Source organism: Synechococcus sp. UW69 (assembly GCF_900474185.1).
GTDB lineage: Bacteria > Cyanobacteriota > Cyanobacteriia > PCC-6307 > Cyanobiaceae > Parasynechococcus.
In genome coordinates, this window is the sequence record NZ_UCNW01000008.1 from 329,553 (window position 1) to 352,737 (window position 23,185).

The following is a 23,185-nucleotide window of genomic DNA, read 5'->3' on the forward strand; positions in this document are numbered from 1 at the left end:
GGCACTGTTGTTAAGGCACTATTGCCTACATCGTCACGAACTCCTCTGAGACGGAGGGATGCAACGCCATGGTGCGATCGAAATCAGCTTTGGTGGCGCCCATCCCAACGGCAATGGCGGCCATCTGAATGATCTCCGCCGCATGCTCGCCCACCATGTGGCAGCCAAGCACCCGATTGGTTTGCTTCTCCACCACCAACTTCAGTAGGCAGCGGGGGCCGGAGGCTGGCAGTGCCCGCGCCATCGAACGGAAGCGGGCCCGATGCACGACGACGCCGTCCTCGCCATGGCGTTCAGTCGCCTCCTCTTCCGATAAGCCAACGGTCGCCAGCTCTGGATCACTAAACACGGCACTGGCCACCAGATCGTGGTTCACCTGCCGCTGACGCGAACCGAAGACGCTGTCGGCAAAAGCACGACCTTCATCAATGGCGACAGGCGTGAGGTTGACCCGGTCAGTGACATCGCCGACGGCATGAATGTGAGGAACTGAGGTGCAGGATTGGGCATCCACCTTGATCCGCCCGTTGTCCACCGCAACACCAGCAGCCTCCAGCCCCAGATCTGCAAGCCATGGGCGACGGCCAGTGGCCATCAGCACACCCCCACAGTCGAGGGACTGACCATCCCCCAGTCGCGCAGTCAGCGCACCGGGGTTCCCCTCCACAGCCACCACCGTCTGACCCAGCAGGACCTCAATGCCCTGATCACGCATCCCGCTGAGGACTGCATCCGCCAACTCCCCATCAAACCCGCGCAGAAGACGGGGGCCGCGCACCACCTGGGTGACCGCAACACCGAGGCCTCGCAGGATGCAGGCGAACTCACAGGCGATGAATCCTGCGCCGACCACCACCACGGCCGCAGGGACATCCTCAAGCTGGAACATGTCATCACTCACCCAAGTTTTTTCAATCCCTCGGATCTCAGGCCGTGCCGGACGGCCACCCACTGCCACCAGAAAACGGGGTGCTGAAAGCTCCGTCTGAACGGGCCCACCGCGTTGATCGGAGATGCCCATGCGATCCGCTGCCGTAAAGCGGCCCCAACCGGAGATCAGCTGAACGCCGGCCTTCTCCAGAAATCCAAGGTGGAGCGCATTGAGCCGATCCACCTCGGCGCGCACGCGCCGCAATAGGTCAGGTACATCGGAGCGCACGGATTGGATGTGCAGCCCATAGGCCGATGCATCCGCCAGTTGATGCCGGGCCTGGGCGCCGTAGACCAAAAGCTTCTTGGGAACACAGCCGCGGATCACGCAGGTGCCCCCAACGCGATCCCCCTCCACGATCGCGACGCGGGCTCCATGGCTGGCAGCGCGTTTTGCGGCAGCAAGCCCACCGGACCCCGCCCCAAGAACAATCAGATCCAAATCAGTGCCCATGACAGCGGTTTGCTTCCCTCCATTCTTCTTCCCACGGGGGTGACGGAGACGACGGGCATATTCGTAAAGATGGAGTTATGGTCCAGGGAAGAGGGGCCGTTGAAGCCCAAGACGAATCGGTTGTATTCACGCCGCGTTCTTAGACCATGAAAAATCCTTCCAAACGTCGCAGGCAGTCGCCTGACCCTGAGCTGCAGCAAAAGCGGTTGCAGCGTCGCGAAATCGCGATGATTATCACCAGCGATGACATGACGTTGCGGCTCAAGCAGCTCGCTGAGCAGGGCCGCCAGCAAGACTGTCTGGCGCTGATGCATGAACTTGGCGACTGGCAGTCCTATGGACGGACCACGCTTTCGCCGATCCTGCATGCCCCCTACATCGGAATCAGCTGAACCACTGAGTTGGTTGGAACTGGCCGGGCTGGCGAAGGCTGAACCGGATCGAATTGAAGGGCCGACCAGTGCCCAGGCCAACTTGCGCTTGTTCGGTCAGCCTGAATCAAGCCTGATGGTCACGCTTTACCGCGACCATCACGCCTGGTGTCCCTACTGCCAAAAAATTTGGCTGTGGTTGGAGTTCAAGCGCATCCCCTACCGGATCCGCAAAGTCACCATGCGTTGCTATGGCCCAAAAGAGCCATGGTTCCTCGAAAAAGTGCCCTCAGGGATGTTGCCCGCCCTCGAGCTGAACGGGCAGCTGATCACGGAAAGTGATGAGATCCTGCTGGCACTCGAACAGCAGTTCGGCCCCCTCGGCATGGCAATGACGTCGCCGGACGCCCTCGAGCTGCGCCGTCTCGAACGTCTGCTGTTTCAGGCCTGGTGCATCTGGCTGTGTTCGCCACGATTGAGCCCCAAGCAACAGACCCTGGCCCGGGACCAGTTTCAGGGGATCGCCCTGCGCTTCGAAAGTGAGCTGAATCAGGTTGAAGGTCCGTTTCTGCGGGGGCAGGAGCCACAAACCGTTGATCTGATCTTTGTTCCCTACGTGGAACGCATGAATGCATCTCTGGCTTACTACAAGGGATATCGCCTGAGGGCTGAGCATCCCGCGATTGACCGCTGGTTCCATGCGTTGGAGCAACTGGAGACCTACCGCGGCACCCAAAGTGACTTTCACACCCATGCCCATGACCTTCCTCCCCAGATGGGCGGATGCTGGTCGGACGACGCAACGGAAGCGCAACGCCTGGCCGAACGGATCGACCGAGGCGATGGCCTTGGCGAAGACGAAGCCTGCTGGGTTGGGGTCAATCAAGCCGATCAGGCCAGCATCGCTCTCGGCAGGGTCCTCCGACACCAGCAGCGGCTACGGGAGGTCAATCCAATGGGTGCTGATGCCTTTGACCGGCCCCTGCGCTGTGCACTGACCCAGTTGATCCACAACACTCCATGCCCTCCTCCATCTGGAAGTGCGGCGGGGCTCCGCTACCTGCGCGATCGAATTTCAGTTCCGAGAGATATGCCCTTACCGGCAGCTCGTTTGCTGCGTCGGGCGCTCGAATCCACCGCGCAACTGGACGGGCCTAAGCAAGCCAAGCCTCTCCCGGTGCGGGATCGCTTTGATCAGGATCCCCGTCCCTTCATAAGTGGGTCATAGTGCGGTGGCGCCAAAACTGAGTCGTGCCCCTGCGGCTGCCTGCCTACCAACCGATTCCGGCCCCCGATCAGGAAAACAAACTGATCGAGGTGTCAGCGGCACAGTTGCAGCCGACCCAATGGTGTGTGGGGCTGGCTGAGATCTGGTCACGCGAGAGTGATTTCGCCCAAGACACACGCCAGCAGCGTCTTGCCTACCTGCGCGGCAAACCCGTCCCCCTGATCCGCTCTGCCGATGGCGCCATGTGGATGCTCGATCGTCACCACCGGCTGCGGGGCTTGATGGGCATTGACCCAGGCGCCACCACCTGGGCTTATGTGGTGCAGGAGCTAGCGACAACTGATAAAAGTGCCGTGCTGTCGTTTCTGCAAAGCCAAGGGTGGCTTTATCTCTACGACGGTCGGGGCATCGGTCCCCGCCCAACCGAGCTGTTGCCCACCAGCCTGATGGGGCTCGAAGACGATCCCTACCGAAGCCTGGTCTGGAAGCTCAAGCAGGAAGGCTGGATTAAACCCCAACCGCTGATCCCGTATCACGAATTTCGTTGGGCAGCCTGGCTGCGCACCCGTCCCCTGCCACCCTTCAGCTCCAAGCGATTGGATCCGGCTCTCGCGGCAGCACGCCAGCTGGTCTGCTCTGCGGCAGCTCAAGACATGCCGGGCTGGAAAGGCGACAAGAAAGCCTGCCGCTGATCAGCGCTTCTTTCGGGAATCGATCTGCAGAAGATCCTTCACTTTCTGCACCTGACCTGCGAGCTGGGGATCGGACGCCAGTTTTTTCTCGACTTGCTCAATCGCGTACATCACCGTGGTGTGGTCCTTTCCGCCGAAGTTGTCGCCGATTCTCGGCAGGCTGAGGTCGGTGCCCTGGCGCATGAGGTACATCCCCACCTGACGGGCCTGGCTGACGGCACGGCGACGGGTGCTGCTGCACATTTCCTCGGCCGTGACATCAAACACTTCAGACACCTTGTCGATCACCTGTTGCGGCGTGACCTCCACCCCCTGACCGGTGGGGTCCAGCATTGGCGCCACCGATTCCACGGTCATCGGCAACCCTGTGATTGAGGCGAAGGCCACAGCCCGGGTCAGGGCCCCTTCCAACTCGCGGATGTTCGAAGTGAAGCGCCCAGCGATGTACTGGATCAGATCCCGGGGCAGCGACATGCGCTCTTGCTCCGCTTTCTTCTGGAGGATCGCCATACGTGTCTCCAGATCAGGTGACTGAATGTCAGCGATCAGCCCCATCTGGAAACGGGAGATCAGGCGCTGCTGCAGGCGTGGAATCTGACTGGGGGGACGATCACTAGCGATCACCACCTGCCGCCCAGCCTCGTGCAGGGCATTAAAGGTATGGAAAAACTCTTCTTGGGTGTACTCCTTGCCTTCGATGAATTGAATGTCATCCACCAGGATCAGATCGGCGGCGCGATAGCGATCGCGAAAGGCCTGCATGCCGTCCTTGCGGATGGCCTGGATCAGGTCATTGGTGAAGGTTTCGGTGGAGACGTAGGCCACGCGAGCCCCGGGATCGATTTCCAGCCGGTAATGGCCAATGGCTTGCATTAAGTGGGTTTTCCCCAAGCCCACGCCGCCGCAGATGAACAGGGGATTGAACTCCCTGCCTGGCGCTTCGGCCACGGCAAGAGCCGCCGCATGAGCCATTCGGCTGTTGGGGCCGACCACGAAACGGCCGAACACATATCGGGGGTTGAGCCCGGGCAGGTAGCGCCGCGGTGAGCCGCTCCGGGCCGGAACCGACACTGATTCCTGAGCGGCCGCAGGCGGTGCTGCATCACTCGCAGCTGCGGAGTCATCACTGGTTTCCTGGAGCGGCAGGGCGGTTTCCGCCAGGACGGTCACCTGAACGGGCTGACCGCTGATGCTGCTGGCCAGCTCCGCGATCGTGGGCAGCAGCTGCTCCCGCAATCGGACGCTGGCGAACGGATTGGGGGCCAGAAGCTTCAGCTCTCCATTGGCAAAGCCACTGCAACCCGTCGGGCGAATGAAGGTCTCGAAGGTGGGCTTGCTCAGCTTTGCCTGCAACCCATCTCGCACCTTGATCCAGAGCTCTTCGCCCGTCTGCACCTAGAACCGCCATGCACCCGAGCGCTGAATCTACGCATGCCGATCCGCTCAGGCCGTCTTAAATGCATCAGCACACATCTCGTCGTGATGCCCAACGCCCAGCATTGGTTCGCCATCGCCCTGGCCGGGAGCGCACTCTCCGGTTGCAGCCTGGTGAGGGACCAGCTGGGCCTGACCCCCAAAGCACCGATGGCACTGCCTCCGGTGGTGCACGATCAGCCCCGCAGCGCTCCACTACAGCCGGGAGACAACGTGATCGTGAAGGCTGTGAACCGCGTCGGACCTGCCGTAGTGCGGATCGATGTAGTCAAAGAGGTGAACAACCCCTTCGGTGGGATCTTTGGCATGGGACCGTCCAGCCAGCGTCAGCAAGGCCAGGGATCCGGATTCATCACCAGGGGCAGCGGCCTGATCTTCACCAACGAACATGTCGTGCGCGGAGCGGATCAGGTGGCGGTGACCCTTCCGGACGGACGCAACTTCAAGGGCAAGGTGCTCGGCACAGACCCACTGACCGACGTTGCAGTGGTCAAGGTGGTGGCTGACAACCTTCCGGTGGCGGCCCTGGGCAACTCCGACCAGCTCAGGCCGGGGGAATGGGCGATTGCCATCGGCAACCCATTTGGTCTCAACAACACCGTGACCGCCGGCATCATCAGCGCGGTAGGCCGACTGAATGCGATCAGTGAAGGCCAGCGGATTCCTTACATCCAGACCGATGCAGCCGTGAATCCCGGCAACAGCGGAGGCCCCCTGATCAATGCCGCCGGTCAGGTGATTGGCATCAATACGGCGATTCGGACCGCCCCTGGAGGCGGTTTGAGTTTTGCCGTTCCAATCAACCTGGCGAAGCGCATCGCGCAGCAGATTGTGAGCACCGGCCAGGCCTCCCATCCCTTCATCGGGGTGCAGCTCATGAACCTCACCCCGCAGCTGGCACGGGAGATCAATGCCACCAACAGCGCCTGTACGGTTCCTGAAGTGAATGGCGTCCTAGTCAAGGATGTGGTCAGCGGCACTCCGGCTGCTGCCGCTGGCATCCGCCAGTGTGATCTGATTCTCAGGGTGGAGAACAAGACTGTTCAGACGCCCACCGAAGTGCAACTCGCCGTGGATCGCGGCCAGGTGGGAGAACCGATGGAGCTCACCCTCCAACGCAATGGAGAGGAGCTGATGGTGCAGGTGCGCCCGCGGGAACTGCCTCGGAACAACTGAGATGCTGCAGATCATCGTGATGGCCCGATGGCCATCACCGGGCCGATGCAAACGCCGCCTGTCCCGTGATCTCTACAACAGGCTGGACTTGTCCAACAGCAGCGAGCGCGCGGCCCGGATCCAGAAGCGTCTTACCGTGCACACCACCGCTGTGGTGCGCGGGCTCGCCGACGCGATGGTGATCGAGCCGGTGCTGGCGGTGAGCGGGCTTGGACCCAACGCCGCCGGACGCTGGGGACAACAGCTGGGGTTTCCGCTTGTGCGGCTGCAGGGGCAGGGGCAACTCGGCACCCGATTGCGACGGCAATTGATGCAAGGCCATCGAAGCGGCATGCCATCCCTCGTGATCGGCACGGATCTGCCCGAACTCAATCCCGATGACTTGAAGCGGGCCATCGAACAGCTGCAAACCCACGATTTGGTGCTGGGCCCAGCCTCGGATGGTGGCTACTGGCTCCTAGGGATCGGAGAGAACCTGATCCATACCCCCAAGCACTGGCCGCTGATCGGCATTCCCTGGGGCGGTCCGACGGTGCTGGAATCAACCCTGAAGGCTGCGAGCGCGCATGCAATCTCCACCGCACTGTTGCCCAGGAGGAATGATCTGGATCACTGGAGTGATCTGAAGCCATGGCAGGGCTGAGCGTCGTGATTCCGACCCTGGAGGAAGCCAACAGGCTTCCGCTGCTGCTGGCGGATCTGCAGCGTTGGCAAGGGGAGTTGGAGATTGTTATCTGTGACGGTGGAAGCAGGGATCAGACCCGACAAGTGGCTCACCTCGGCGGCGCCACCGTGCTCGTCAGCCCGACTGCGGGACGAGGTCCGCAACTGCGCTGGGGCGTCGACCACAGCTGTCATTCCTGGGTGCTGGTGCTGCATGCCGATAGCCGACTGCCTGGCTCCTGGCACCTCAGGGTGGAGGAGATTCTGAAAACACCGCAAGCGCGCTTCAGCGCCTGGAGCTTCGAATTCAAAGTGCATACAGAGGCGCGGCCCATGCTGTGGCTTCTGGAACGAATGGTGAACTTGCGCAGCCGTTGGCTGCAGCGTCCCTACGGCGATCAGGGACTGCTCATTCATCGCAAGCTGTATCAGCGCATCGGTGGCTACCGCCCGCTGGCACTGATGGAAGACCTGGACCTGGTGGAACGCCTCAGCAAGATCGCGACCATCCGCTCGTTGAACTGTGCCCTGCTGACCAGCGCTCAGCGCTGGCAGGAGCGGAGCGTGCTGATGCAGGCCTGGCGCAACGCCCGTCTGCGATGGCTATGGCGTCAGGGGCGATCAGCAGATCAGCTGTTGCGGATGTACCAACGCTGAACGATCCGATCAGTTGGCGTACCAGAAGGCACAGCGATGGCCCTGGGGCTCCAGATCCCAACCCTGGCCTTGATAGAAGCTCACGACGCCGGGGTCAGCGAACAGGCTGACGCGCTCTGTTCCCATCTGAGCCAAGGCGTCGAGGATGTACGCCATCATCTGCTTGCCAAGTCCATTGCCCTGATACAAGGGGTGCACCGCGACGTCCCAGACGGTGGCTTCGAAAACACCATCCCCGGTGCAGCGCGCAAAACCAATCAAACGAGGAACCCGAGCGTCGTGACGCCACAGCCCGACTTTGAGCAGGCTGTGAGTCAATGCTTTGCGGACCCGTCGAATCGGACGGCGGCTCCAGCCCACCGCTTCCAGGAGTTGCTCGAGCTCCACCAGATCAAAGGGGTACTCCTGGCTAAAGACCAAAGTGAGCTGGTCGTTGGCACAGGGGCAGAGACGGGCCCCCTGGCCGTACTGCTGCAGCAGAGGCTCGGCAGGTATAGGCAGAGAGGAACCGATCACAAACGCGCCAACCCCCGCTCCTGCAGCTCTGCGAGCTGGGCATAGAGGCCACCTCGGGCCCTGAGCTCGTGATGGGTGCCCTGTTCGATCAGTTCACCTCGGCGCAACACAAGGATGCGATCGGAGGCTTCCACCGTGGCGAGACGGTGGGCAATGACGATGGCGGTCCGTTTTTGCAGAAGACGATCCAGATCGGCCTGAAGCGTCGCCTCCGTTGAAGGATCCATGAAGGCCGTGGCTTCATCCATCACCAACACCGTTGGATTGCGGATCGCCACCCGAGCCACCGCCAGCAATTGACGCTCTCCTGAGGAAAGATTGCCGCCACGCTCCCGCAGTTCCGTCTCCAATCCGTTGGGGAGTCTGGACAACAGGTCGTTGAGACCGAGCTCAGCACAGACCTGAACAAGCTCCTGATCACTGACCGGAGCATTCAATCGAAGATTGTCGGCCACATTGCCGCTGAACAGGAATGTGTCTTGCAGCACGACCCCCAGTTCACGCCGCAGATCTGCCATCGGGATGCTGCGGATGTCACGTCCATCCAGAAGAATGCGCCCCTGCTGGGGGTCATAGAGACGGCAGAGCAGACGAATGATGGTGCTCTTTCCGGAACCCGTGGGGCCCACCAGCGCCACATGCTCACCAGGAGCGATGCGGAAGGAAAGATTGCGGAGGATGGGCTCATCCGGCCGGTAAGAGAAGCTCACGTTGTCGAAGATCACTTCGCCGCCACCGCCAGCAACGTGAGGATCAACCCCCTTGGCCTCGGCGATTTCGAGGGGCTGCTCCATCAACTCACCGATTCGTTCCACAGCAGTCAGTCCGCCCTGAATCTGCGTGAAGCGCTCGGCCAGTTGACGCAAAGGATCAAACAAACGCTGTGAATAAAGGATGAAGGTGGTGAGGGTGCCCAACCCCATCACGCCACTGGTCACCATCCAGCCCCCCAGAGCCAGCACCAACGCAATGGCTCCGAGCGCGACCCATTCAAGAAAAGCGGAAATGCTGCTGTCGTAAAAGATGGTGCCGTTGACAGCGTTGCGGTAAGCCGTGCCCGTGCGGAGGAAGCGGGCACTGTTGACCGTTTCGCGGCGATACATCTGAACCACCTCAAGGCCCTGGAGGTTCTCCTGAAAGTCGGCGTTGAGCTGGGAGAGCTCTTCTCGAACGCGGTAGTTGGCCTTGCGGTAGCGACGCTGCAGCCAGAGCACAGCAAGCGTCACGGGCACCTGCGTGCACAGCAAAAGCAGCCCGAGCCTCCACTCGATGAAGAGCATCGTCGAAGCAATGACCAGAAGGCTCACCAGATCACCAAGCACCCCCACAGCACCACTGCCGAACACCTCGGCCAGAGCATCCACGTCACTCGTGAGCCGCGTGAGCAACTTGCCGACCGGCATGCCGTCGTGAAAGCGCAAAGACAGCGACAGCGAATGCTCAAAGAGGTCGTCGCGGATGCGAGCGGTAAGGCGTTGACCGACGGCCTGAATGTTGAAGCTCTGCACCCCCTGCAAGCAGAGCCTCAGCAGCACCGAGATGAAATAGAGCCCGATGATGACGCGGATCGATCCGGAAAGACTCAGCCCCGAAAGCCACGGAAGACTGGGTTCTCCGCGCAAGACACTGACAGCCTGGCCGACGAGAAGTGGCTGAACGGCACCCGCAAAGGCCACGGGAACCAGCAGCACCAGGGTGACCAGAAGACGCCGACGATCCCGCACGAGATAACGGCCCAGACGACGAACCCGGCGCCAATCCGCAACAGCTCCCATCAGCTGGGACTCCCGACGGGCGTTCCTGCGGCGCGGATCGCCTCAACGATGGAGGCAAGGGGACCATGGTCCAGGCGAATGGACAGCGGATGCCCCACCAGCCGAGCCGTCGACTGGAACAGGTCCTCGATGGCAATCAAGCCGTTGTCCCGCAGGGTCCGACCCGTAGCCACAAGATCCACAATCGCTTCCGACATCCCTGTGATCGGCCCCAGCTCCACCGAACCATTGAGATGCACCAACTCGACAGGAAGATCGAGTGCATCGAAATATTCCCGGGCGCAGTGCGTGAATTTGCTGGCTACCCGGCAATGGGGAGGGAGATCTGCGGCACGGGTGTAACCACTGCTCTCCTGAACCGCCACGGCCATTCGGCAACCGCCAAAGCCAAGATCCACCAGTTGGGCGACGGGAAGCTGATGTTCCTTGAGCACGTCGTATCCCACCACGCCCAGTTGGGCCTGGCCGTAGGCCACGTAAGTGGGCACATCACCGTTACGAACAAGCAGGGCCCTGGCACGTCCGCAGGGGGTGGGCACCATCAACTGGCGATTGTTCTTGTCGAGAACAGCTGAGAAATCAAGACCTGCCGCCGCAAATCGGGCGACCGAATCCTTAAGTAGCGCTCCTTTGGCCAACGCGACGGTGATCATGGGTCCAGCGCTGACCGGTTAACCAGGCAGGACTTTAACGATGCATTCCTCACTTCATGCCCTGCCGGTGCTGCAAGACAACGTGATCTGGGTCTGGGTGAAGGGAGCGGAGGCCGTTGTGATCGACCCCGCCATCGCCTCTCCGGTGCGTGACTGGCTGGAGCAACGCCAGTTAAAACTGGCCGCTGTGCTGCAGACCCATCACCATTCCGACCACATCGGAGGAACACCGGATCTGCTGAAGCGTTGGCCCAAAGCCGAGGTCATTGCATCCAGAGCTGACCGGGAGCGGATTCCTTTCCAAACCATGCCGGTGGGGGATGGTGACCAGCTCACCGTGCTGGGAGAGCAGGTGGACGTCATGGATGTCGCCGCCCACACCAGGGCCCACATCGCTTTTTTCATCCCGAACCTGCAAGACGAGGCCATGGGCCCCGTCTTGTTCTGCGGTGACACCTTGTTCGGAGCAGGCTGCGGCCGCCTGTTCGAAGGCACCGCTGAACAGATGCATGAAGCCCTGCAAAAGCTGGCCAGCCTCCCTGACGAGACCAAGGTTTGTTGCGCCCATGAATACACAGAGGCCAACCTGCAATGGGCCGTTGAGCAACGCCCTGAGGAAACGGTTCTGGCTGACCGCTTGCAGGAGGTGCGAACCCTTCGTTCAAAAGGCGCCCTCAGTCTTCCGAGCAGCATCGGTGTAGAACGTCGCACCAACCTGTTCCTGCAAGCCAAAACAGCCACCGAGTTGGGGGTGCTGCGCACACGGAAGGATCAGTGGAGACCGGGGATGCCCCAACGCGAAGAACGGGATCACCAACGGCGATGATCATGGTGAACGCGTGAAGAAACACCCCATGAGCGCTAAGGCCATCACCACTCAAGACGCGCCTGCACCGGTTGGGCCCTACAACCAAGCCGTCCTTGCCGGCGAGTGGCTCTACTGCTCTGGGCAGATTCCGCTTGATCCAACCACTGGGGAGATGGTGGGAAACGGTGATGTCGCCGCGGAAACGCATCAGGTGCTGAAGAACCTAGTCGCTGTCTTAAAAGAGGCCGGAGCCACGCCTAAGCAAGTGGTTCGCACAACGGTGTTCCTGGCAGACCTCAGCGACTTTCAGACCGTCAACGGCATCTATGCCGAAGTGTTTGGGAGCGGGGTCAGCCCAGCACGGGCCTGCGTTCAAGTGGCAGCACTCCCCAAGGGAGCAAGGGTGGAAATCGACTGTGTCGCATGGCTTGGAACCTGAGCCTGACCCACGGGGGCATAGGTTGGAACTGGCTTCAGTGGTCCTATGCCTCAGGCGAAACTCACCATCGGTGAATTAGAGGCGGGCTATCCGATGTATTGCAAGGCGCTGAGGCGCCTCCTCCAGCAAGGGAAAACAGCTCAAGATATTGAACGCACCGTCTGCTGGGGACATCTTGAAACCCTGAACCGCTGCCTTCCAACCCGTTACAAATCACCCTCCTACCTGCTGGCCCTGATCCGCCGCGATCTGGAAAAGCCTCAGGAAACCTGAAACTGATCAACTCAGAGGTTTCCCATACATCACTAGGCGAACGCTTCATTTTCAAGCGAAAAACACAGTTAAACCAGGGTGAGAAGCAAGGTCCTGGGAATGACCCGCTGTATTTTTCGCAAACCAAAACGGCAATTCAGGTTCAGTCAGTGGCTTGCCGTGACAATGGTGATGCTGGGGGCTGCCCTGTGCCTGGAACTGCAGGCAGGGCTGAGCCCCGACCAGGAAACACGTGAGACGTCACCCTTAGTGGGCCAGCTTCACCATCCTTGATCGAAAACTGCTCTTAGCGAAGGGGGAGCATGACAATGCAGGGATGACCATTGAAAAGCTCGAGCAGCTTGCCGCGGTGATCGTGACGGCTGGCCTTGTCGCCGGCAATTTCCTGTTGTTCACCCCCTGGCGAGATGGCCGAGATCCGAGACAGCAACATCCTGAAAGCTCGATGCCTCAGAACTCGAGATCGCTTCGATTCATCGGCATGAATACAGATTCCAATGGAACAGATCAGCGACTAACAAGCACTCAAAGAGCAGATAACCAAAAGCAGAACAAATAGACCAACACCTGAACCATCCATAGCACCAGTAAAAATCAAAAAGAATCCACGCGAATAACTGGCCGAAACGGAAGGCAGCTTGCGTTTGTAACGACAAGGGTAAAGTACCTATTGCATTCAAATGTGAAAGGAGTAGAGAAGATACAGCCGAGGACAAGAAAGATGAGGAAAACTACACTCATTCCTCAAGAGGTCTATGCATCACGAACCAATCCAAAAGCAGGCGGAGTTAATCTTTCACTAAGCACAAAAAAAGAGAAACTCAAGACCTATCACGCAAAGCAAGACATTGCCTAGAACCGGCAAAAATACAAAATCAATCAGAAAGACCGAGCTGAGCGATACTTGATCTAATTCCAAATAAATACTCCATGCTGAAAATCAATGAAAGGAAAAATTGTTGTTCTCGACACGAATGTGCTACTCCATGACCCCGAAGCTCCACACCGCTTTGGAAACTTGAGAGTCGTGATTCCAATGCAGGTGGTCGAAGAAATTGATCGATTCAAAAAAGATCACTCTGAGAAAGGAAGGAATGCCCGCAGGATTTCAAGACTCTTGGATTCCTATCGACAGCGAGGAAGCCTTGCTGATGGCGTGCTGATTGAAGGCACTGACAAGGGAATGCTGCAAGTGATTTTCTGTCAGACCAACGCCCTCAAAGAATTACCTCCAGAGCTGGGGGTTGGCGGCGGCGACAACAACATCCTCGCGGTGGCCTTGGAGCAGATGCGATGCAGTGGGCTGAAAGAGGCGCCTGAAGTTGTCCTTATCAGCAAAGACATCAATCTGAGGATCAAGGCTGATGCGGTGGGATTACAAGCCGAGGACTACATCAACGACAACGTCTCCATCGACGATTTGTACTCAGGATTCCGTGAGCTCAGTACAGATGCTCAGACGATGAAGACACTGCATGACGAAGATCAACTCCCTCTCGCAGCAGTAACAGATAGCGAAGAACAACATCTCCAAGCCAATGAAGGCGTAGTGATGGTGGATCAGCACAACGACAGCCACACCCTGCTTGCCCGTCATCAAGGCAACAGCAACACCCTCAAACCTCTGTACTGGCTGAATCGCGCCCATTTGGGGCGGATCAAGGCGCGAAACCGAGAGCAAAGCTTCGCGCTGGATTTGCTGCTCGATCCATCCATCGCACTGGTGACGTTGGTGGGCAAGGCAGGAACAGGCAAAACATTGTTGGCCCTGGCAGCAGGTTTACACCAGGTCGCTGATACCCATCAATACGCACGATTATTGGTGACGCGCCCGCCGATCTCACTCGGGAAAGACATTGGCTACCTGCCGGGAACGCTTGAAGAAAAACTTGGTCCATGGATGAAGCCGATCATCGACAACATTGACTTCATCACCGGCACTTCACCTGGCGATGACGCTGAACAGACGAAAAGACAAAAGCAGCGAGAGCCACGTAACGCCTGGGCAGACCTCCAAGGCATGGGCTTACTGGAGGTTGAAGCCATCAACACCATTCGTGGGCGATCGATTCCCAATCAGTTCCTGGTGGTGGATGAAGCGCAAAACCTAACTCCCCTGGAAGTGAAGACCATCGTCACGCGGGTGGGCGAGGGCACCAAGGTTGTCTTCACCGGTGATCCCTATCAAATCGACAATCCCTATGTCGATGCGGAAAGCAACGGGCTCACATGGCTGGTCGAAAAGCTCAAAGGTCAGCCCCTCGTGGGACACATGACCCTCACGAAGGGAGAGCGCAGTGAACTTGCTGAGCTGGCCGCAAACATCCTCTGATTCATAACGACATAACCAAGAACTCATCACCATGACTCAATTTGCTAATTACTCAAAACCCGAGCAAACAAATCTGGATGCCATTCTGAAATCAACAACCTACAAAATCGCCCATGAAGATCCAGAATTACTGAACAGCAGCGCCATGCGAGGTGTGAGAATGCTGCTTGAGATCACCAAACCAGATCTTCATCTGCAAACAGCCGGCATTGAATCAACCATCATTGTTTTTGGTGGAGCCAGAATTATCGATAGAGAAACTGCAACACAGCGACTCAAGGAAGCAGAACAACACCTGAGTAAAGATCCAGGATCTTCAAGCTTAAAAAGACAGGTAATTCATCATCAACAGTTAGTGGAGCTATCTCGTTTTTACGATTCAGCCCGTGAATTCGCCCGCTTAGCATCTCAGCATGGCCAAGGCAACAAAGAAAAAGACCATGGATGCTCATCACACGTGATCGTGACCGGCGGTGGGCCAGGCATTATGGAAGCAGCGAACCGTGGCGCCTTTGAAGCCGGATGCCGATCGATCGGACTCAACATCTCCCTACCGTTTGAACAACACCCAAACCCCTACATCACTCCAGACCTTTGCTTTAATTTCAATTATTTCTCTCTTCGAAAATTCCATTTTGTGATGCGCTCCATTGGAGCCATTCTCTTTCCAGGTGGATTTGGCACGCTGGATGAACTGTTTGAGCTACTCACCTTGAGACAGGTTGGTACAAAAGGAAGCATGCCAATTGTCCTCTTTGGCAAAGACTTCTGGAAGCGGCTTGTTGATTTTGAATACCTCGCTGAGACAGGCTTGATTTCAGGTGATGACTTGAAATTAATTCATTTTTCCGATACTCCAGAAGAGGCCTGGGACTACATACGAAGCCACACGGCATCAACCAGACAATGAAAACCCCGCCATTGCTGACGGGGCGAAGTGTTTGAGGCTTTATCGGGAGATGGATAGAGACAAACAGTGCCTTGCTCTTATCAATTCAAGCCAAGGCCTAACGTTGGTCTTCAAAGCACTCTCGCCACAGCTGGAATACGTCTGAGCTGACCAGCAAGACCGAACGAAACAATAGTCGTCACAACGGTTGCAGATATTGCAATGAGCCAAGGGTTGATTCCGATAAAACCAATTGCCATCAAAACCCCCACAAGAATCAATGAATGAATAACATACGCTCCATAGCTGTTAACTCCAGCGGTTGCCAACCATTGGCCAAAGCGATCTTCATTGCGCTGGAACCACAAGATTAGATAGGAGAGAATTCCCCATGCGATGAAGGGATGGAAGAATTTACCAAGAAAGACTAATTTTGCCGGCTTATCCACCAGGCCAGGATTGAATGACAGAGTCAGGGCAAGGCCAAGGAAAAATAGGATTAAAAACATGGAAAAGCGGAACCACTTCACAACAAGATGAGTGTCGAGTCTTTCAAACCAGCGATGGAACGACGCCTTACATCCCGCAAAAAACAAGAATGCATATGTAAAAATGTGCATTCCTTGTACGCCCAGACCATTTAAAGGTGACTTCACTAAAGCAGACCAGAGTTCGGTTTGCGTTGTCATCACCACTTCAAGAGACCCTAGAACCACAGCACTGATCAACCATGAACGCATCCTTGGCGTGGAAACAGATGTATCGACTGCATATTGATCTCCTCTCAGCGCCACCCAGGCACAATAGAGCAAATCAAACGCAAACAGAACGACTAAAAACCACAACACAATTACGGTATTAAAAGGAAGATCACTCAATGGCAATTTCGCAAAAGGGCTGGCCGGCGAGAGCCTGCTGAGCAGAATTAAGCTGTTGTTAATCAACAGCATGCCAACCAAGAAGGGAACACCAAGTCGAAAGAGGCGGTCTTTCAAATAGTGCACCACTCCCTTCTTATGCACTGAGCGAGGAACAAAATATCCAGAGATCAAAAACATCATCGGCATGATGAAAGAATTTATCGCATACATGTACCAGGTGAAAAATCCTTTAAAGAATGGACCAACAGATTCCTCAACCGGAATGCGAACTCCCAACCAGCCAATACCCCCTCCAAAAGCTATTGGGACATGGAGTGCAATGACGAGAGCAACCACCACTGCCTTGATTTGATCCAGATAAAGCGAACGCTTCACAGTCATTGATTGTCGAACGGTTATAGATCTAGTTTCACCAGGGATACCAGGTTATTGCTCCCCCATATGGGTGATACCTACCTGAGAAGTGAGTGAGTCATGAAGCCAATATGTGTCATTGAATGCTTTTGCATGGCAGTGCAACGCCCCTCGAATACTCCGTCGCGGCTACGGCCTGCGAACAACTGCCAAATCCGGGGGGGGGGGGTACTCAATTTCAGCAGTCCCATCCACCAGTTGAGGGATGCGGGCCTGCGGGGACCCGGGTCAAACTTTCCGCATCAACAAACCATCAATGAAATATCTGCCACACCTTATGGCCCTCCTGCTGGTCGGGAGTACTGCTGCTCACGCACGCGTAAAGGATCACTTCGAGAAAGCTGTTATGGAGTGCATATCAAATCCAAGTGAGATGAATTGCAAAATGGCGGCAGAGTCAGCCGATCAATATGCCTACAGGTTGAGAAATAGCGATAAGAAGTGTCTTACCGTCGTCGCTGTTGTTGGTGCTACAGCAGTAACAGCACCATTTATGGGCAAACCCGAGCTGCTGATCGATGAATGGAACCGTTACCAAGAAGGATGCGGTTGAGGAATGTTGAAAGCAACCAGATCTCCATACCGGTTAAAGACTCACTCCCAGGTGGCAACCCAGCAACCTGTCTGGTCTTCGTGCGTCAGGAACGGGTAAAGCCAGACCAGCAACAGCTTCTCCACCACTGGCTCCCCAAGGTCTTTGCGCGCGCCCAGAAAAGATCATTCTCATGGACCAGCCTTCGATGGATTGGGTCTTGGATCTAAACACCACCGGCGCAGCCGTTCCATTTGTTGCAGGGGCGTTCCCAGAACACACGCAGTTGTCCCCTGGGTGACTTGAAGATCAGTCCACCTTCCTCGGCGATGCGTTCGTAGCTCTTGCCCTGCTGGTCAGCAGCGAAGAAGTAAGCGACATTGTCGCGATAAACCCTGACGTTGCCTTGTCGTTGGCTGAAGCCGCATTCCTTCAGTTCAGTCGGTGAGAAACCTCTCTCCTGGGTAAAACACCAGACATCAGCAGTGTCGGCACGGGCTGGTGCAAGCAGGGCGGTGATGGCGATGGCTGCAGCGGCCAGTGTTGTGCGAATCATCGTGTCCAAGGGCATGGGTGGGTGTACTTCCAATCAACCGCAGCGTGGACACTGGCGACCAGGTCGCCCAGCAGCGAAAGGGCAATGCGAGTGTCTTTGGATATCGGACAAACGTGACTGCCTTGAGGTTTCCCCTAGGTGAGTAAGCAATAAAAAAAACCCAGGAGGGAAGAGAGGTCTCCTGGGTTGGGTGTTTCGTCCAGTGCCAGTTAAAGAGGATTCTTCAGATTTGTTCTGAGGCTCCGCTGAGAGTTTTTTTGGCTTCAGGCGCTTGCAGACTCAGACCTTGTTTCCTTCGTCGTCCCAATACTCGATCCTGTTCACGTCCAGGTCTTCTTGCTTCAGCTTGGCGACGATCTCCTTTGCTCTTGCTCTTAGGTACAACTCGTCGGTCACCAGACTTTGATAAACGATCTCCTCCAGCGTCTCTTCAGGAGCTTCTGAGACGATCTGCTTCACATCGTCCTTGCTCAGCTTCACGTCAGTTCGGATGCTGACGGTCTGGTCGAAGTCGAACTCGATTTCGTTGATTACCGATTCCATTTGCTGACTCTGTGTTGTGGTGAGAATCGCTGCTTGTCGTAGAAGGTAGCCCGCACCGGTTGATTGTTCTGCCTGACGGCAGTGAACCCAAAGCAGGGGGGATGGTGTCTTTGGAAGTTCCCGCCGCAGGAAACCGCCATCCAATGGAGCGGAGTCAGTTCAGCGTTATCAGGATGGATTGCCCAGGCGCGTCACTCCCCTGCTGGATTAGCGCGTTGGTAGTAGCCCTGTCCTGCGGGATTGCGCTGCTGAGCCTCAACAGTCGAAGGCATCAGCCCATTCACCGCCAGAAAAGCGGTCGCGCCCATAAGGGCACCTGCCAGACCACCGACAAAACCAGCAGCAACAGTGCGATGTAGACCTTTCATCAATTCAATTCATCTGACGACAAGGTCGCCGAAAAGGCTTGGCAGCACCTCCCCCATTCGAGCCATTGTTTTGCCTGATGTCAGGGGCACCACCCACCAGTTGAGGGAGATATGGCCCACGTGTCGCGCCCGGTCTTCTTAAGCCGTACTACAACTACAGGATTAGCTATTGAAAATTCATAGCAAATTACTACTATTGAATTGAAAATCTTACGCACAAAAAATCTCAAAGAATGGAATGGTTTGAACATCTTCTGACACATACAGCTGACGTATTACGCTTAATCCTTGAGTACCTATCCGTTCTCTGTGTTGGCGTTGGCCTGATTGCAGTATTCAGTTCACGTGGACCACTTCGGAGCATCCTTCGGCGACACCTCCCTCCTCATCTTTTACAGCGTGGACCATTAACAGCAGCCCGCTTGACGTTCGGTGGATGGCTTGCTTTGGCACTTGAGTTTCAACTTGGAGCTGATGTGGTGCAAACCACAATCAGCCGGGAAGCATCCGACTTGATTGCACTGGGCGCTGTGGCAGTAGTGCGAACATTTTTGAATTATTTTCTTAGCCTTGAACTCCAAGAGAAAAAGCCAACCACGTAAAATGGAATTAAAATGATCAAACCAAGGGGTGATTTAGACGGCTATATCCCTCAAATAGATAACCCAAAACCACCACCATTGGTGAATGGCTGAAGTGTGAGAGGTTTTATCGGGAGATGGATATCGACAACAACGCCCCCTGCTTTTCCCTTGCGGGTCTTGTATGGCTTAAGCCTGCTTCAGAGACGCCCTCAGCAGGCTTAAGGCTTCCCAACAAGCTGATTAGACATCAGCAATACATTTGCAAGTAAGAGAGATGACCTTGGTCCAGATGGCAGTGGTCCAGATGGCAGCCGCAATGACGATTTCAATCATGATCATTGGTCTTGTTCTCTCTGAGCCAACCCTCACAGATCCAGCTGGCAACCATCTCCCCCATTCGGGTAGTTGTTCTGCCTGGTTTCAGGGCTTCTCCTCCCCAATTTGGTGAGGATGCTTTTTTGTGCCCAAAGCACTGATCAGTTGACAACTACCGGATTCGAACAGCGCTGGTTCTTCGTCGAAGTCATCCTGTATTTGGAAGTTCCCAAACCTCGATCCAATGGTTATCAACAACCATAAGGCGCTATTGTGAGAACTGACTCTTCTTCTCATCCGGAACAGCAAGCACAGCATTACTCAACTAGTGCTGCACATTGTCACCAGCCTTTTTTGAACATCAGGTGAGTTTGCTTCCTCCGAGCACCCAAAGCAGAAACAGGAGAGCAATCCAAGGGGTCATGAACGAGCAATAGGTCTTGGCTAATACCAAGACAACACAGGCTCCAATTGCTGTTCTTAGTGGATACTTGATCGTTTGCATAAGAGGGGTGTGATGAACCGGCTTTTTGTTCATTGATCTTGGTTGCTGCCTTGGGGCCAGGCTTTAACCACCAAAAGAGCAACCGCTATCCCAAGCGCAACATCGACAAATCTTGCTCCAGCTGTAATCCAAACCATAGATTTATTGGGATCGCTAACGACCACTGTTAGGGCTATGGCACCAAACCTTAGTGAGCTTGGGTGCAGCCTTGCAGCACGACACAGCAACCCCAACAAAGCGATAGCTAGCCCGTAATTGATGAGGTTGTATGCGGTAAAACTAACTTGCAGTGCTGCTAGAACAACGCCAATGAGAGTGCCTACAAGACGACGACGGGCCGTGGCTACAGCACCTTCAAAAGCATCTAAAGAGCAAACGATTGCGGAGATAGGCGCCCAATAAGGGTCTGGCAAATGAAGAGCTTGAGCTAAGCCCATCGAGACGACTGCAGCGACCGCCGTTTGAAGTGGGCTGCTGATAAAGGGATGCATGAATACCTAACGAATTGATGGCAAGGAGCACCGCCAGCCTGTTGTCAACATCTTGTCCCACGCTTCAATGGCGCCGTGCCAAAGCATTCAACTAAGGGTTGGCAATGCTGGTGAGCGTGGCGGGACCCAGCGATAGGTGCTTCGAGCAACCCACTGCACATGAACTAAAACCAAGTCGGTTTTGAACTGACAGACAAGCTGCTGCCTCAGGATCCACAAACTCCAGCAAGATCCAATCCTGGAGTGAGTGCGGATTGAGTTAGCGGAAGAAATACTGCAAAGTATCTGAAACAGTGCACTTCAACACTTGTTTTTGAACTAACTAGGGTGTTCCACTTGGTAAAAACCTAGTGGAGCCAAGGAGATTCGAACTCCTGACCCCCTGCATGCCATGCAGGTGCTCTACCAGCTGAGCTATGGCCCCATTGCGACGTGGAAGCTTCGCGCGACCGGCGTCGTGTGAGAGTTTACACCGCGAAGGCCTCAGACCTGACGCCAAACAGCGACTAGGCGACCTTGCACCTCGACCTGCTCGGCAGGGAGCTCAATCGGTTGATAGGCAGGATTGGCTGCTTCGAGAACCACCGTGGCGCCCTGGCGATGGAAGTGCTTCAGCGTGGTGCCACTACCGGCCACCAGAGCGCTAACAACCGTGCCGTTGCGCAGCCGCTGGGGATCCTGAACAGGCTCCATCAGCACCACATCACCATCAGCGATGTGGGAATCGACCATCGAATCTCCATTCACCGTCAGCGCGAAGAGACCACGGGTCTCCAGCACAGGCGCCAAGTCCAGGTGCTCCTGAACATCATCAAAGGCCGTGACCAGACCACCTGCAGCGACGGCCCCAAGAACCGGGATACCCGCCTCCCCCACCATGTCACCCAATAGCTGCAAGGTGCGTGCCTGGCCCTCCTGCCAGGTGATCCATCCTTTCTGCTGGAGATGACGCAACCGGCTTTGGATTGGAGCGGGAGAACGAAGCCCCATCGCCTGCATCATCTGGCGAATCGATGGACTATGGCGATGCGTGCCGATGTAGTCAGCCAGCCAGTCGTAAAGCTCTTGCTGAGCAGAGGTGAGAGGCTCCTGAAGGGCACGAGTCACCGCAGAAAAGGTTCGGGCAATACATTTGTACCGTTCCTTCCCCGGCTCCGCAACCGCTGATCCAGGTCAGACGAGCTTCCACACCGCTGGCTCTGGGATGCTCGGCGCCACCTTGAGATCTTGGGGTTCCTTGAAGACCACGCGCCATTCAGGAACACGACAGGTGACGTAACCGGGATGTTCAATCACCAGACCCGGTTCATCGGTTTGGGTCGCCACCCAGCCCGACATCCAGTGCCCCTCCTCAGACAGGCCACCTTTGAACCAGACCCAACAACGTTCCTTGCGCATCACGAGGCTCTTCAGCGGTTCTTGTAGTTCTCAAGCTGTTGCGGGCACGCAGCCATCAAATAACCCATTAATTGCCCCGTGATCCGGGCCCGCTCCTGATCATTCGGAGCTGTAGGGATGTCCTCATATCGCATCGACGTGTCTCGCTCAAACAACGCTTTGAGCTGAGGGTCCGGCAACGCATAGAACGCATCCACGCCCATGGCGCAGATCTGCTCTCCTGTCCATCGGGCAATGGTGCTCTGCTGTTTTTTGCTGGTGGCTTGTACCGCTGAACCCGTACTGGCCGTAACCATCAACAGCAGCAAGAAACACCAGACCACCTTCACAGACCTCCCATCAACACCGCCAACAGAGCCTGTTGTGCATGCAGGCGGTTTTCCGCTTGATCGAAGATGCGGCTTGACGTTCCCTCCATCACTTCGGCACTGATCTCCTCGCCGCGGTGGGCTGGCAGGCAGTGCAGAACGATTGCTTCTGAGGACGCCAGATCCATCAGGGCTTGATCCACGCAGAAACCGGCAAAGGCCTGCTCACGCTGAATCTGCTCAGCTTCTTGGCCCATCGAGGCCCAGACGTCGGTGTAAACGGCTTCAGCACCGGCCACAGCCTCCCGGGGATCTGTCACCACATCAATCGATGCCCCATGCTGCGCCAGGGATCGTGCCTGCTCGAGAACGCCCGGCAGAGGTTCGAAGCCCTCTGGACAGCCAATCCGCACATTCACCCCCAGCAAAGCACCGCACAGCATCAGGGAATGGGCGACATTGTTGCCATCGCCCACATAAGCCAGGGTCTGCCCTGCAAGATCGCCATGGGCTTCCTGCATGGCGAGGAAGTCAGCCAAGGCTTGGCAGGGATGTTCCAGATCGGTCAAGGCATTGATCACCGGAACAGACGCCCAATGGGCGTAATCCACCAGCTCCTGCTGCGCGAAGGTTCGAATCGCCAGAACGTCGCAATACCTGCTGAGAACACGGGCCGTGTCCTCCAGGGGCTCCCCGCGGCCGAGCTGCGTCACAGAAGGATTGAGGTCAACCGTTTGACCACCGAGGCGGGCCATGGCCACCTGAAAACTGACGCGGGTTCGGGTGGACGCCTTGCTGAAGATCAGACCCAGCACACGGTTGCCGAGATCGATCCGACGATCACCGCTCTTCAGTTGTGCAGCCAGATCCAGCAACGCCGCTGTTTCATTGGCGGAGAAATCCGCCGACGACAGGAAATCACGGCCGCAGAGCGGAGAGAGGACAGCAGCAACACCCGCAGGAGCGGTAGCCATCGCAACGGTTCAAAGGACAGTTATCG

28 protein-coding genes and 1 tRNA gene are annotated in these 23,185 nt (G+C 56.7%); 14 read left to right on the top strand and 15 right to left on the bottom strand.

All coding sequences use genetic code 11. From position 1 onward, the window contains the following. Positions 1-25 precede the first annotated feature (25 nt). Positions 26-1,384 carry a glutathione-disulfide reductase gene (gorA, locus tag DXY29_RS05505; protein WP_115023581.1) on the bottom strand — a complete coding sequence of 453 codons (1,359 nt, stop codon included), beginning with the start codon at positions 1,382-1,384 and terminating at the stop codon, positions 26-28. 146 nt (positions 1,385-1,530) lie between these two features. Here gorA and DXY29_RS05510 point away from each other — a divergent pair, with 146 nt between their 5' ends. Genes DXY29_RS05510 through DXY29_RS05520 form a run of 3 tightly spaced genes read left to right on the top strand, consistent with a single transcriptional unit; the run spans position 1,531 to position 3,675 of the window. Next, positions 1,531-1,776 carry a hypothetical protein gene (locus DXY29_RS05510; RefSeq protein WP_115023582.1) on the top strand — a complete coding sequence of 82 codons (246 nt, stop codon included), beginning with the start codon at positions 1,531-1,533 and terminating at the stop codon, positions 1,774-1,776. Further along, entirely contained in the window at positions 1,751-2,983 is a 1,233-nt protein-coding gene (locus tag DXY29_RS05515; protein ID WP_115023584.1) for a glutathione S-transferase family protein, read from the top strand. The genes DXY29_RS05510 and DXY29_RS05515 overlap by 26 nt, the downstream gene beginning before the upstream one ends. Before the next feature lie 23 nt (positions 2,984-3,006). After that, the gene (locus DXY29_RS05520; RefSeq protein ID WP_115023586.1) at positions 3,007-3,675 is read left to right on the top strand and encodes a ParB-like protein; all 669 of its coding nucleotides are present in this window, start codon (positions 3,007-3,009) and stop codon (positions 3,673-3,675) included. On the opposite strand, the gene dnaA is transcribed toward DXY29_RS05520, so the two are convergent. After that, a complete protein-coding gene (gene dnaA / locus DXY29_RS05525) occupies positions 3,676-5,070 on the bottom strand; it encodes a chromosomal replication initiator protein DnaA (RefSeq protein WP_115023588.1) in 1,395 nt (464 codons plus the stop codon). It abuts the gene before it with no gap. A gap of 87 nt (positions 5,071-5,157) precedes the next feature. Here dnaA and DXY29_RS05530 point away from each other — a divergent pair, with 87 nt between their 5' ends. From DXY29_RS05530 to DXY29_RS05540, 3 genes are read left to right on the top strand one after another with little or no spacing between them, the layout of a single operon-like run. Continuing rightward, positions 5,158-6,285 carry a trypsin-like peptidase domain-containing protein gene (locus DXY29_RS05530; RefSeq protein ID WP_244279347.1) on the top strand — a complete coding sequence of 376 codons (1,128 nt, stop codon included), beginning with the start codon at positions 5,158-5,160 and terminating at the stop codon, positions 6,283-6,285. Position 6,286: 1 nt separating this feature from the next. Continuing rightward, positions 6,287-6,928: a TIGR04282 family arsenosugar biosynthesis glycosyltransferase gene (locus DXY29_RS05535; protein WP_115023592.1), complete on the top strand. Its 642-nt coding sequence runs from the start codon at positions 6,287-6,289 to the stop codon at positions 6,926-6,928. Next, positions 6,916-7,605, top strand: a complete 690-nt coding sequence (locus DXY29_RS05540) for a TIGR04283 family arsenosugar biosynthesis glycosyltransferase (RefSeq protein ID WP_115023594.1) — start codon at positions 6,916-6,918, stop codon at positions 7,603-7,605. The genes DXY29_RS05535 and DXY29_RS05540 overlap by 13 nt, the downstream gene beginning before the upstream one ends. 9 nt (positions 7,606-7,614) lie before the next feature. Here the strand turns inward: DXY29_RS05540 and DXY29_RS05545 are convergent, their stop codons facing one another. From DXY29_RS05545 to hisG, 3 genes are read right to left on the bottom strand one after another with little or no spacing between them, the layout of a single operon-like run. Then, entirely contained in the window at positions 7,615-8,118 is a 504-nt protein-coding gene (locus tag DXY29_RS05545; protein WP_115024279.1) for a GNAT family N-acetyltransferase, read from the bottom strand. Then, positions 8,118-9,896 carry an ABC transporter ATP-binding protein gene (locus DXY29_RS05550; RefSeq protein WP_115023596.1) on the bottom strand — a complete coding sequence of 593 codons (1,779 nt, stop codon included), beginning with the start codon at positions 9,894-9,896 and terminating at the stop codon, positions 8,118-8,120. The genes DXY29_RS05545 and DXY29_RS05550 overlap by 1 nt, the downstream gene beginning before the upstream one ends. Then, a complete protein-coding gene (gene hisG, locus DXY29_RS05555) occupies positions 9,896-10,549 on the bottom strand; it encodes an ATP phosphoribosyltransferase (protein WP_115023598.1) in 654 nt (217 codons plus the stop codon). The genes DXY29_RS05550 and hisG overlap by 1 nt, the downstream gene beginning before the upstream one ends. Positions 10,550-10,589: 40 nt before the next feature. Here hisG and gloB point away from each other — a divergent pair, with 40 nt between their 5' ends. The 6 genes from gloB to DXY29_RS05585 all read left to right on the top strand — a co-directional run bounded on the left by gloB (position 10,590) and on the right by DXY29_RS05585 (position 15,311). Further along, positions 10,590-11,375 carry a hydroxyacylglutathione hydrolase gene (gene gloB, locus DXY29_RS05560; protein WP_115023600.1) on the top strand — a complete coding sequence of 262 codons (786 nt, stop codon included), beginning with the start codon at positions 10,590-10,592 and terminating at the stop codon, positions 11,373-11,375. Positions 11,376-11,403: 28 nt separating this feature from the next. After that, positions 11,404-11,796: a RidA family protein gene (locus DXY29_RS05565; protein WP_115023602.1), complete on the top strand. Its 393-nt coding sequence runs from the start codon at positions 11,404-11,406 to the stop codon at positions 11,794-11,796. 45 nt (positions 11,797-11,841) lie between these two features. Then, complete coding sequence (locus DXY29_RS05570; protein WP_115023604.1) at positions 11,842-12,069, top strand: DUF3136 domain-containing protein; 228 nt, start codon at positions 11,842-11,844, stop codon at positions 12,067-12,069. Between the two features lie 316 nt (positions 12,070-12,385). After that, positions 12,386-12,628, top strand: coding sequence for a hypothetical protein (locus DXY29_RS05575; RefSeq protein WP_115023606.1), 243 nt, complete (start codon positions 12,386-12,388; stop codon positions 12,626-12,628). A 384-nt stretch (positions 12,629-13,012) separates the two neighbouring features. After that, complete coding sequence (locus tag DXY29_RS05580; protein ID WP_115023608.1) at positions 13,013-14,401, top strand: PhoH family protein; 1,389 nt, start codon at positions 13,013-13,015, stop codon at positions 14,399-14,401. Between the two features lie 31 nt (positions 14,402-14,432). Further along, the gene (locus tag DXY29_RS05585; protein WP_115023610.1) at positions 14,433-15,311 is read left to right on the top strand and encodes an LOG family protein; all 879 of its coding nucleotides are present in this window, start codon (positions 14,433-14,435) and stop codon (positions 15,309-15,311) included. Between the two features lie 110 nt (positions 15,312-15,421). Here DXY29_RS05585 and DXY29_RS05590 read toward each other — a convergent pair whose 3' ends face one another. Next, complete coding sequence (locus DXY29_RS05590; RefSeq protein WP_115023611.1) at positions 15,422-16,552, bottom strand: acyltransferase; 1,131 nt, start codon at positions 16,550-16,552, stop codon at positions 15,422-15,424. 238 nt (positions 16,553-16,790) lie between these two features. Here DXY29_RS05590 and DXY29_RS05595 point away from each other — a divergent pair, with 238 nt between their 5' ends. Continuing rightward, entirely contained in the window at positions 16,791-17,138 is a 348-nt protein-coding gene (locus DXY29_RS05595) for a hypothetical protein (protein WP_115023613.1), read from the top strand. Between the two features lie 205 nt (positions 17,139-17,343). Here DXY29_RS05595 and DXY29_RS05600 read toward each other — a convergent pair whose 3' ends face one another. The 3 genes from DXY29_RS05600 to DXY29_RS13435 all read right to left on the bottom strand — a co-directional run bounded on the left by DXY29_RS05600 (position 17,344) and on the right by DXY29_RS13435 (position 18,584). Then, a complete protein-coding gene (locus DXY29_RS05600; protein WP_115023615.1) occupies positions 17,344-17,688 on the bottom strand; it encodes a hypothetical protein in 345 nt (114 codons plus the stop codon). Between the two features lie 264 nt (positions 17,689-17,952). Beyond that, positions 17,953-18,360: a hypothetical protein gene (locus tag DXY29_RS13685; protein WP_244279319.1), complete on the bottom strand. Its 408-nt coding sequence runs from the start codon at positions 18,358-18,360 to the stop codon at positions 17,953-17,955. A gap of 47 nt (positions 18,361-18,407) precedes the next feature. Further along, positions 18,408-18,584, bottom strand: a complete 177-nt coding sequence (locus DXY29_RS13435) for a hypothetical protein (protein WP_170952131.1) — start codon at positions 18,582-18,584, stop codon at positions 18,408-18,410. A gap of 233 nt (positions 18,585-18,817) precedes the next feature. On the opposite strand from DXY29_RS13435, the gene DXY29_RS13845 reads away from it, so the two are divergent. After that, on the top strand, positions 18,818-19,186 hold the full coding sequence (locus DXY29_RS13845) for a DUF1622 domain-containing protein (protein WP_115023617.1): 369 nt from the start codon (positions 18,818-18,820) through the stop codon (positions 19,184-19,186). An 831-nt stretch (positions 19,187-20,017) separates the two neighbouring features. Here the strand turns inward: DXY29_RS13845 and DXY29_RS05615 are convergent. The 6 genes from DXY29_RS05615 to argF all read right to left on the bottom strand — a co-directional run bounded on the left by DXY29_RS05615 (position 20,018) and on the right by argF (position 23,159). Next, a complete protein-coding gene (locus DXY29_RS05615; protein WP_115023619.1) occupies positions 20,018-20,479 on the bottom strand; it encodes an aromatic acid exporter family protein in 462 nt (153 codons plus the stop codon). A 351-nt stretch (positions 20,480-20,830) separates the two neighbouring features. After that, a tRNA-Ala gene (locus tag DXY29_RS05620) sits at positions 20,831-20,903 on the bottom strand. Between the two features lie 59 nt (positions 20,904-20,962). Continuing rightward, the gene (gene lexA / locus DXY29_RS05625; RefSeq protein WP_115023621.1) at positions 20,963-21,586 is read right to left on the bottom strand and encodes a transcriptional repressor LexA; all 624 of its coding nucleotides are present in this window, start codon (positions 21,584-21,586) and stop codon (positions 20,963-20,965) included. Between the two features lie 66 nt (positions 21,587-21,652). Beyond that, entirely contained in the window at positions 21,653-21,877 is a 225-nt protein-coding gene (locus tag DXY29_RS05630) for a hypothetical protein (RefSeq protein WP_115023623.1), read from the bottom strand. Between the two features lie 11 nt (positions 21,878-21,888). After that, a complete protein-coding gene (locus tag DXY29_RS05635; RefSeq protein ID WP_244279321.1) occupies positions 21,889-22,200 on the bottom strand; it encodes a hypothetical protein in 312 nt (103 codons plus the stop codon). A 2-nt stretch (positions 22,201-22,202) separates the two neighbouring features. Continuing rightward, on the bottom strand, positions 22,203-23,159 hold the full coding sequence (gene argF / locus DXY29_RS05640; protein ID WP_115023625.1) for an ornithine carbamoyltransferase: 957 nt from the start codon (positions 23,157-23,159) through the stop codon (positions 22,203-22,205). Positions 23,160-23,185: the final 26 nt, after the last annotated feature.

What these genes read in the sequence shown, in the direction of transcription:
- gorA (WP_115023581.1), bottom strand. Translation starts at nt 1,384, where the DNA reads ATGGGCACTGATTTGGATCTGATTGTTCTTGGGGCGGGGTCCGGTGGG.
- DXY29_RS05510 (WP_115023582.1), top strand. Translation starts at nt 1,531, where the DNA reads ATGAAAAATCCTTCCAAACGTCGCAGGCAGTCGCCTGACCCTGAGCTG.
- DXY29_RS05515 (WP_115023584.1), top strand. Translation starts at nt 1,751, where the DNA reads ATGCCCCCTACATCGGAATCAGCTGAACCACTGAGTTGGTTGGAACTG.
- DXY29_RS05530 (WP_244279347.1), top strand. Translation starts at nt 5,158, where the DNA reads ATGCCCAACGCCCAGCATTGGTTCGCCATCGCCCTGGCCGGGAGCGCA.
- DXY29_RS05535 (WP_115023592.1), top strand. Translation starts at nt 6,287, where the DNA reads ATGCTGCAGATCATCGTGATGGCCCGATGGCCATCACCGGGCCGATGC.
- DXY29_RS05540 (WP_115023594.1), top strand. Translation starts at nt 6,916, where the DNA reads ATGGCAGGGCTGAGCGTCGTGATTCCGACCCTGGAGGAAGCCAACAGG.
- DXY29_RS05550 (WP_115023596.1), bottom strand. Translation starts at nt 9,896, where the DNA reads ATGGGAGCTGTTGCGGATTGGCGCCGGGTTCGTCGTCTGGGCCGTTAT.
- hisG (WP_115023598.1), bottom strand. Translation starts at nt 10,549, where the DNA reads ATGATCACCGTCGCGTTGGCCAAAGGAGCGCTACTTAAGGATTCGGTC.
- gloB (WP_115023600.1), top strand. Translation starts at nt 10,590, where the DNA reads ATGCATTCCTCACTTCATGCCCTGCCGGTGCTGCAAGACAACGTGATC.
- DXY29_RS05565 (WP_115023602.1), top strand. Translation starts at nt 11,404, where the DNA reads ATGAGCGCTAAGGCCATCACCACTCAAGACGCGCCTGCACCGGTTGGG.
- DXY29_RS05570 (WP_115023604.1), top strand. Translation starts at nt 11,842, where the DNA reads ATGCCTCAGGCGAAACTCACCATCGGTGAATTAGAGGCGGGCTATCCG.
- DXY29_RS05575 (WP_115023606.1), top strand. Translation starts at nt 12,386, where the DNA reads ATGACCATTGAAAAGCTCGAGCAGCTTGCCGCGGTGATCGTGACGGCT.
- DXY29_RS05580 (WP_115023608.1), top strand. Translation starts at nt 13,013, where the DNA reads ATGAAAGGAAAAATTGTTGTTCTCGACACGAATGTGCTACTCCATGAC.
- DXY29_RS05585 (WP_115023610.1), top strand. Translation starts at nt 14,433, where the DNA reads ATGACTCAATTTGCTAATTACTCAAAACCCGAGCAAACAAATCTGGAT.
- DXY29_RS05590 (WP_115023611.1), bottom strand. Translation starts at nt 16,552, where the DNA reads ATGACTGTGAAGCGTTCGCTTTATCTGGATCAAATCAAGGCAGTGGTG.
- DXY29_RS05595 (WP_115023613.1), top strand. Translation starts at nt 16,791, where the DNA reads ATGCGGGCCTGCGGGGACCCGGGTCAAACTTTCCGCATCAACAAACCA.
- DXY29_RS05600 (WP_115023615.1), bottom strand. Translation starts at nt 17,688, where the DNA reads ATGCCCTTGGACACGATGATTCGCACAACACTGGCCGCTGCAGCCATC.
- DXY29_RS13435 (WP_170952131.1), bottom strand. Translation starts at nt 18,584, where the DNA reads ATGAAAGGTCTACATCGCACTGTTGCTGCTGGTTTTGTCGGTGGTCTG.
- DXY29_RS13845 (WP_115023617.1), top strand. Translation starts at nt 18,818, where the DNA reads ATGGAATGGTTTGAACATCTTCTGACACATACAGCTGACGTATTACGC.
- DXY29_RS05615 (WP_115023619.1), bottom strand. Translation starts at nt 20,479, where the DNA reads ATGCATCCCTTTATCAGCAGCCCACTTCAAACGGCGGTCGCTGCAGTC.
- DXY29_RS05630 (WP_115023623.1), bottom strand. Translation starts at nt 21,877, where the DNA reads ATGCGCAAGGAACGTTGTTGGGTCTGGTTCAAAGGTGGCCTGTCTGAG.
- argF (WP_115023625.1), bottom strand. Translation starts at nt 23,159, where the DNA reads ATGGCTACCGCTCCTGCGGGTGTTGCTGCTGTCCTCTCTCCGCTCTGC.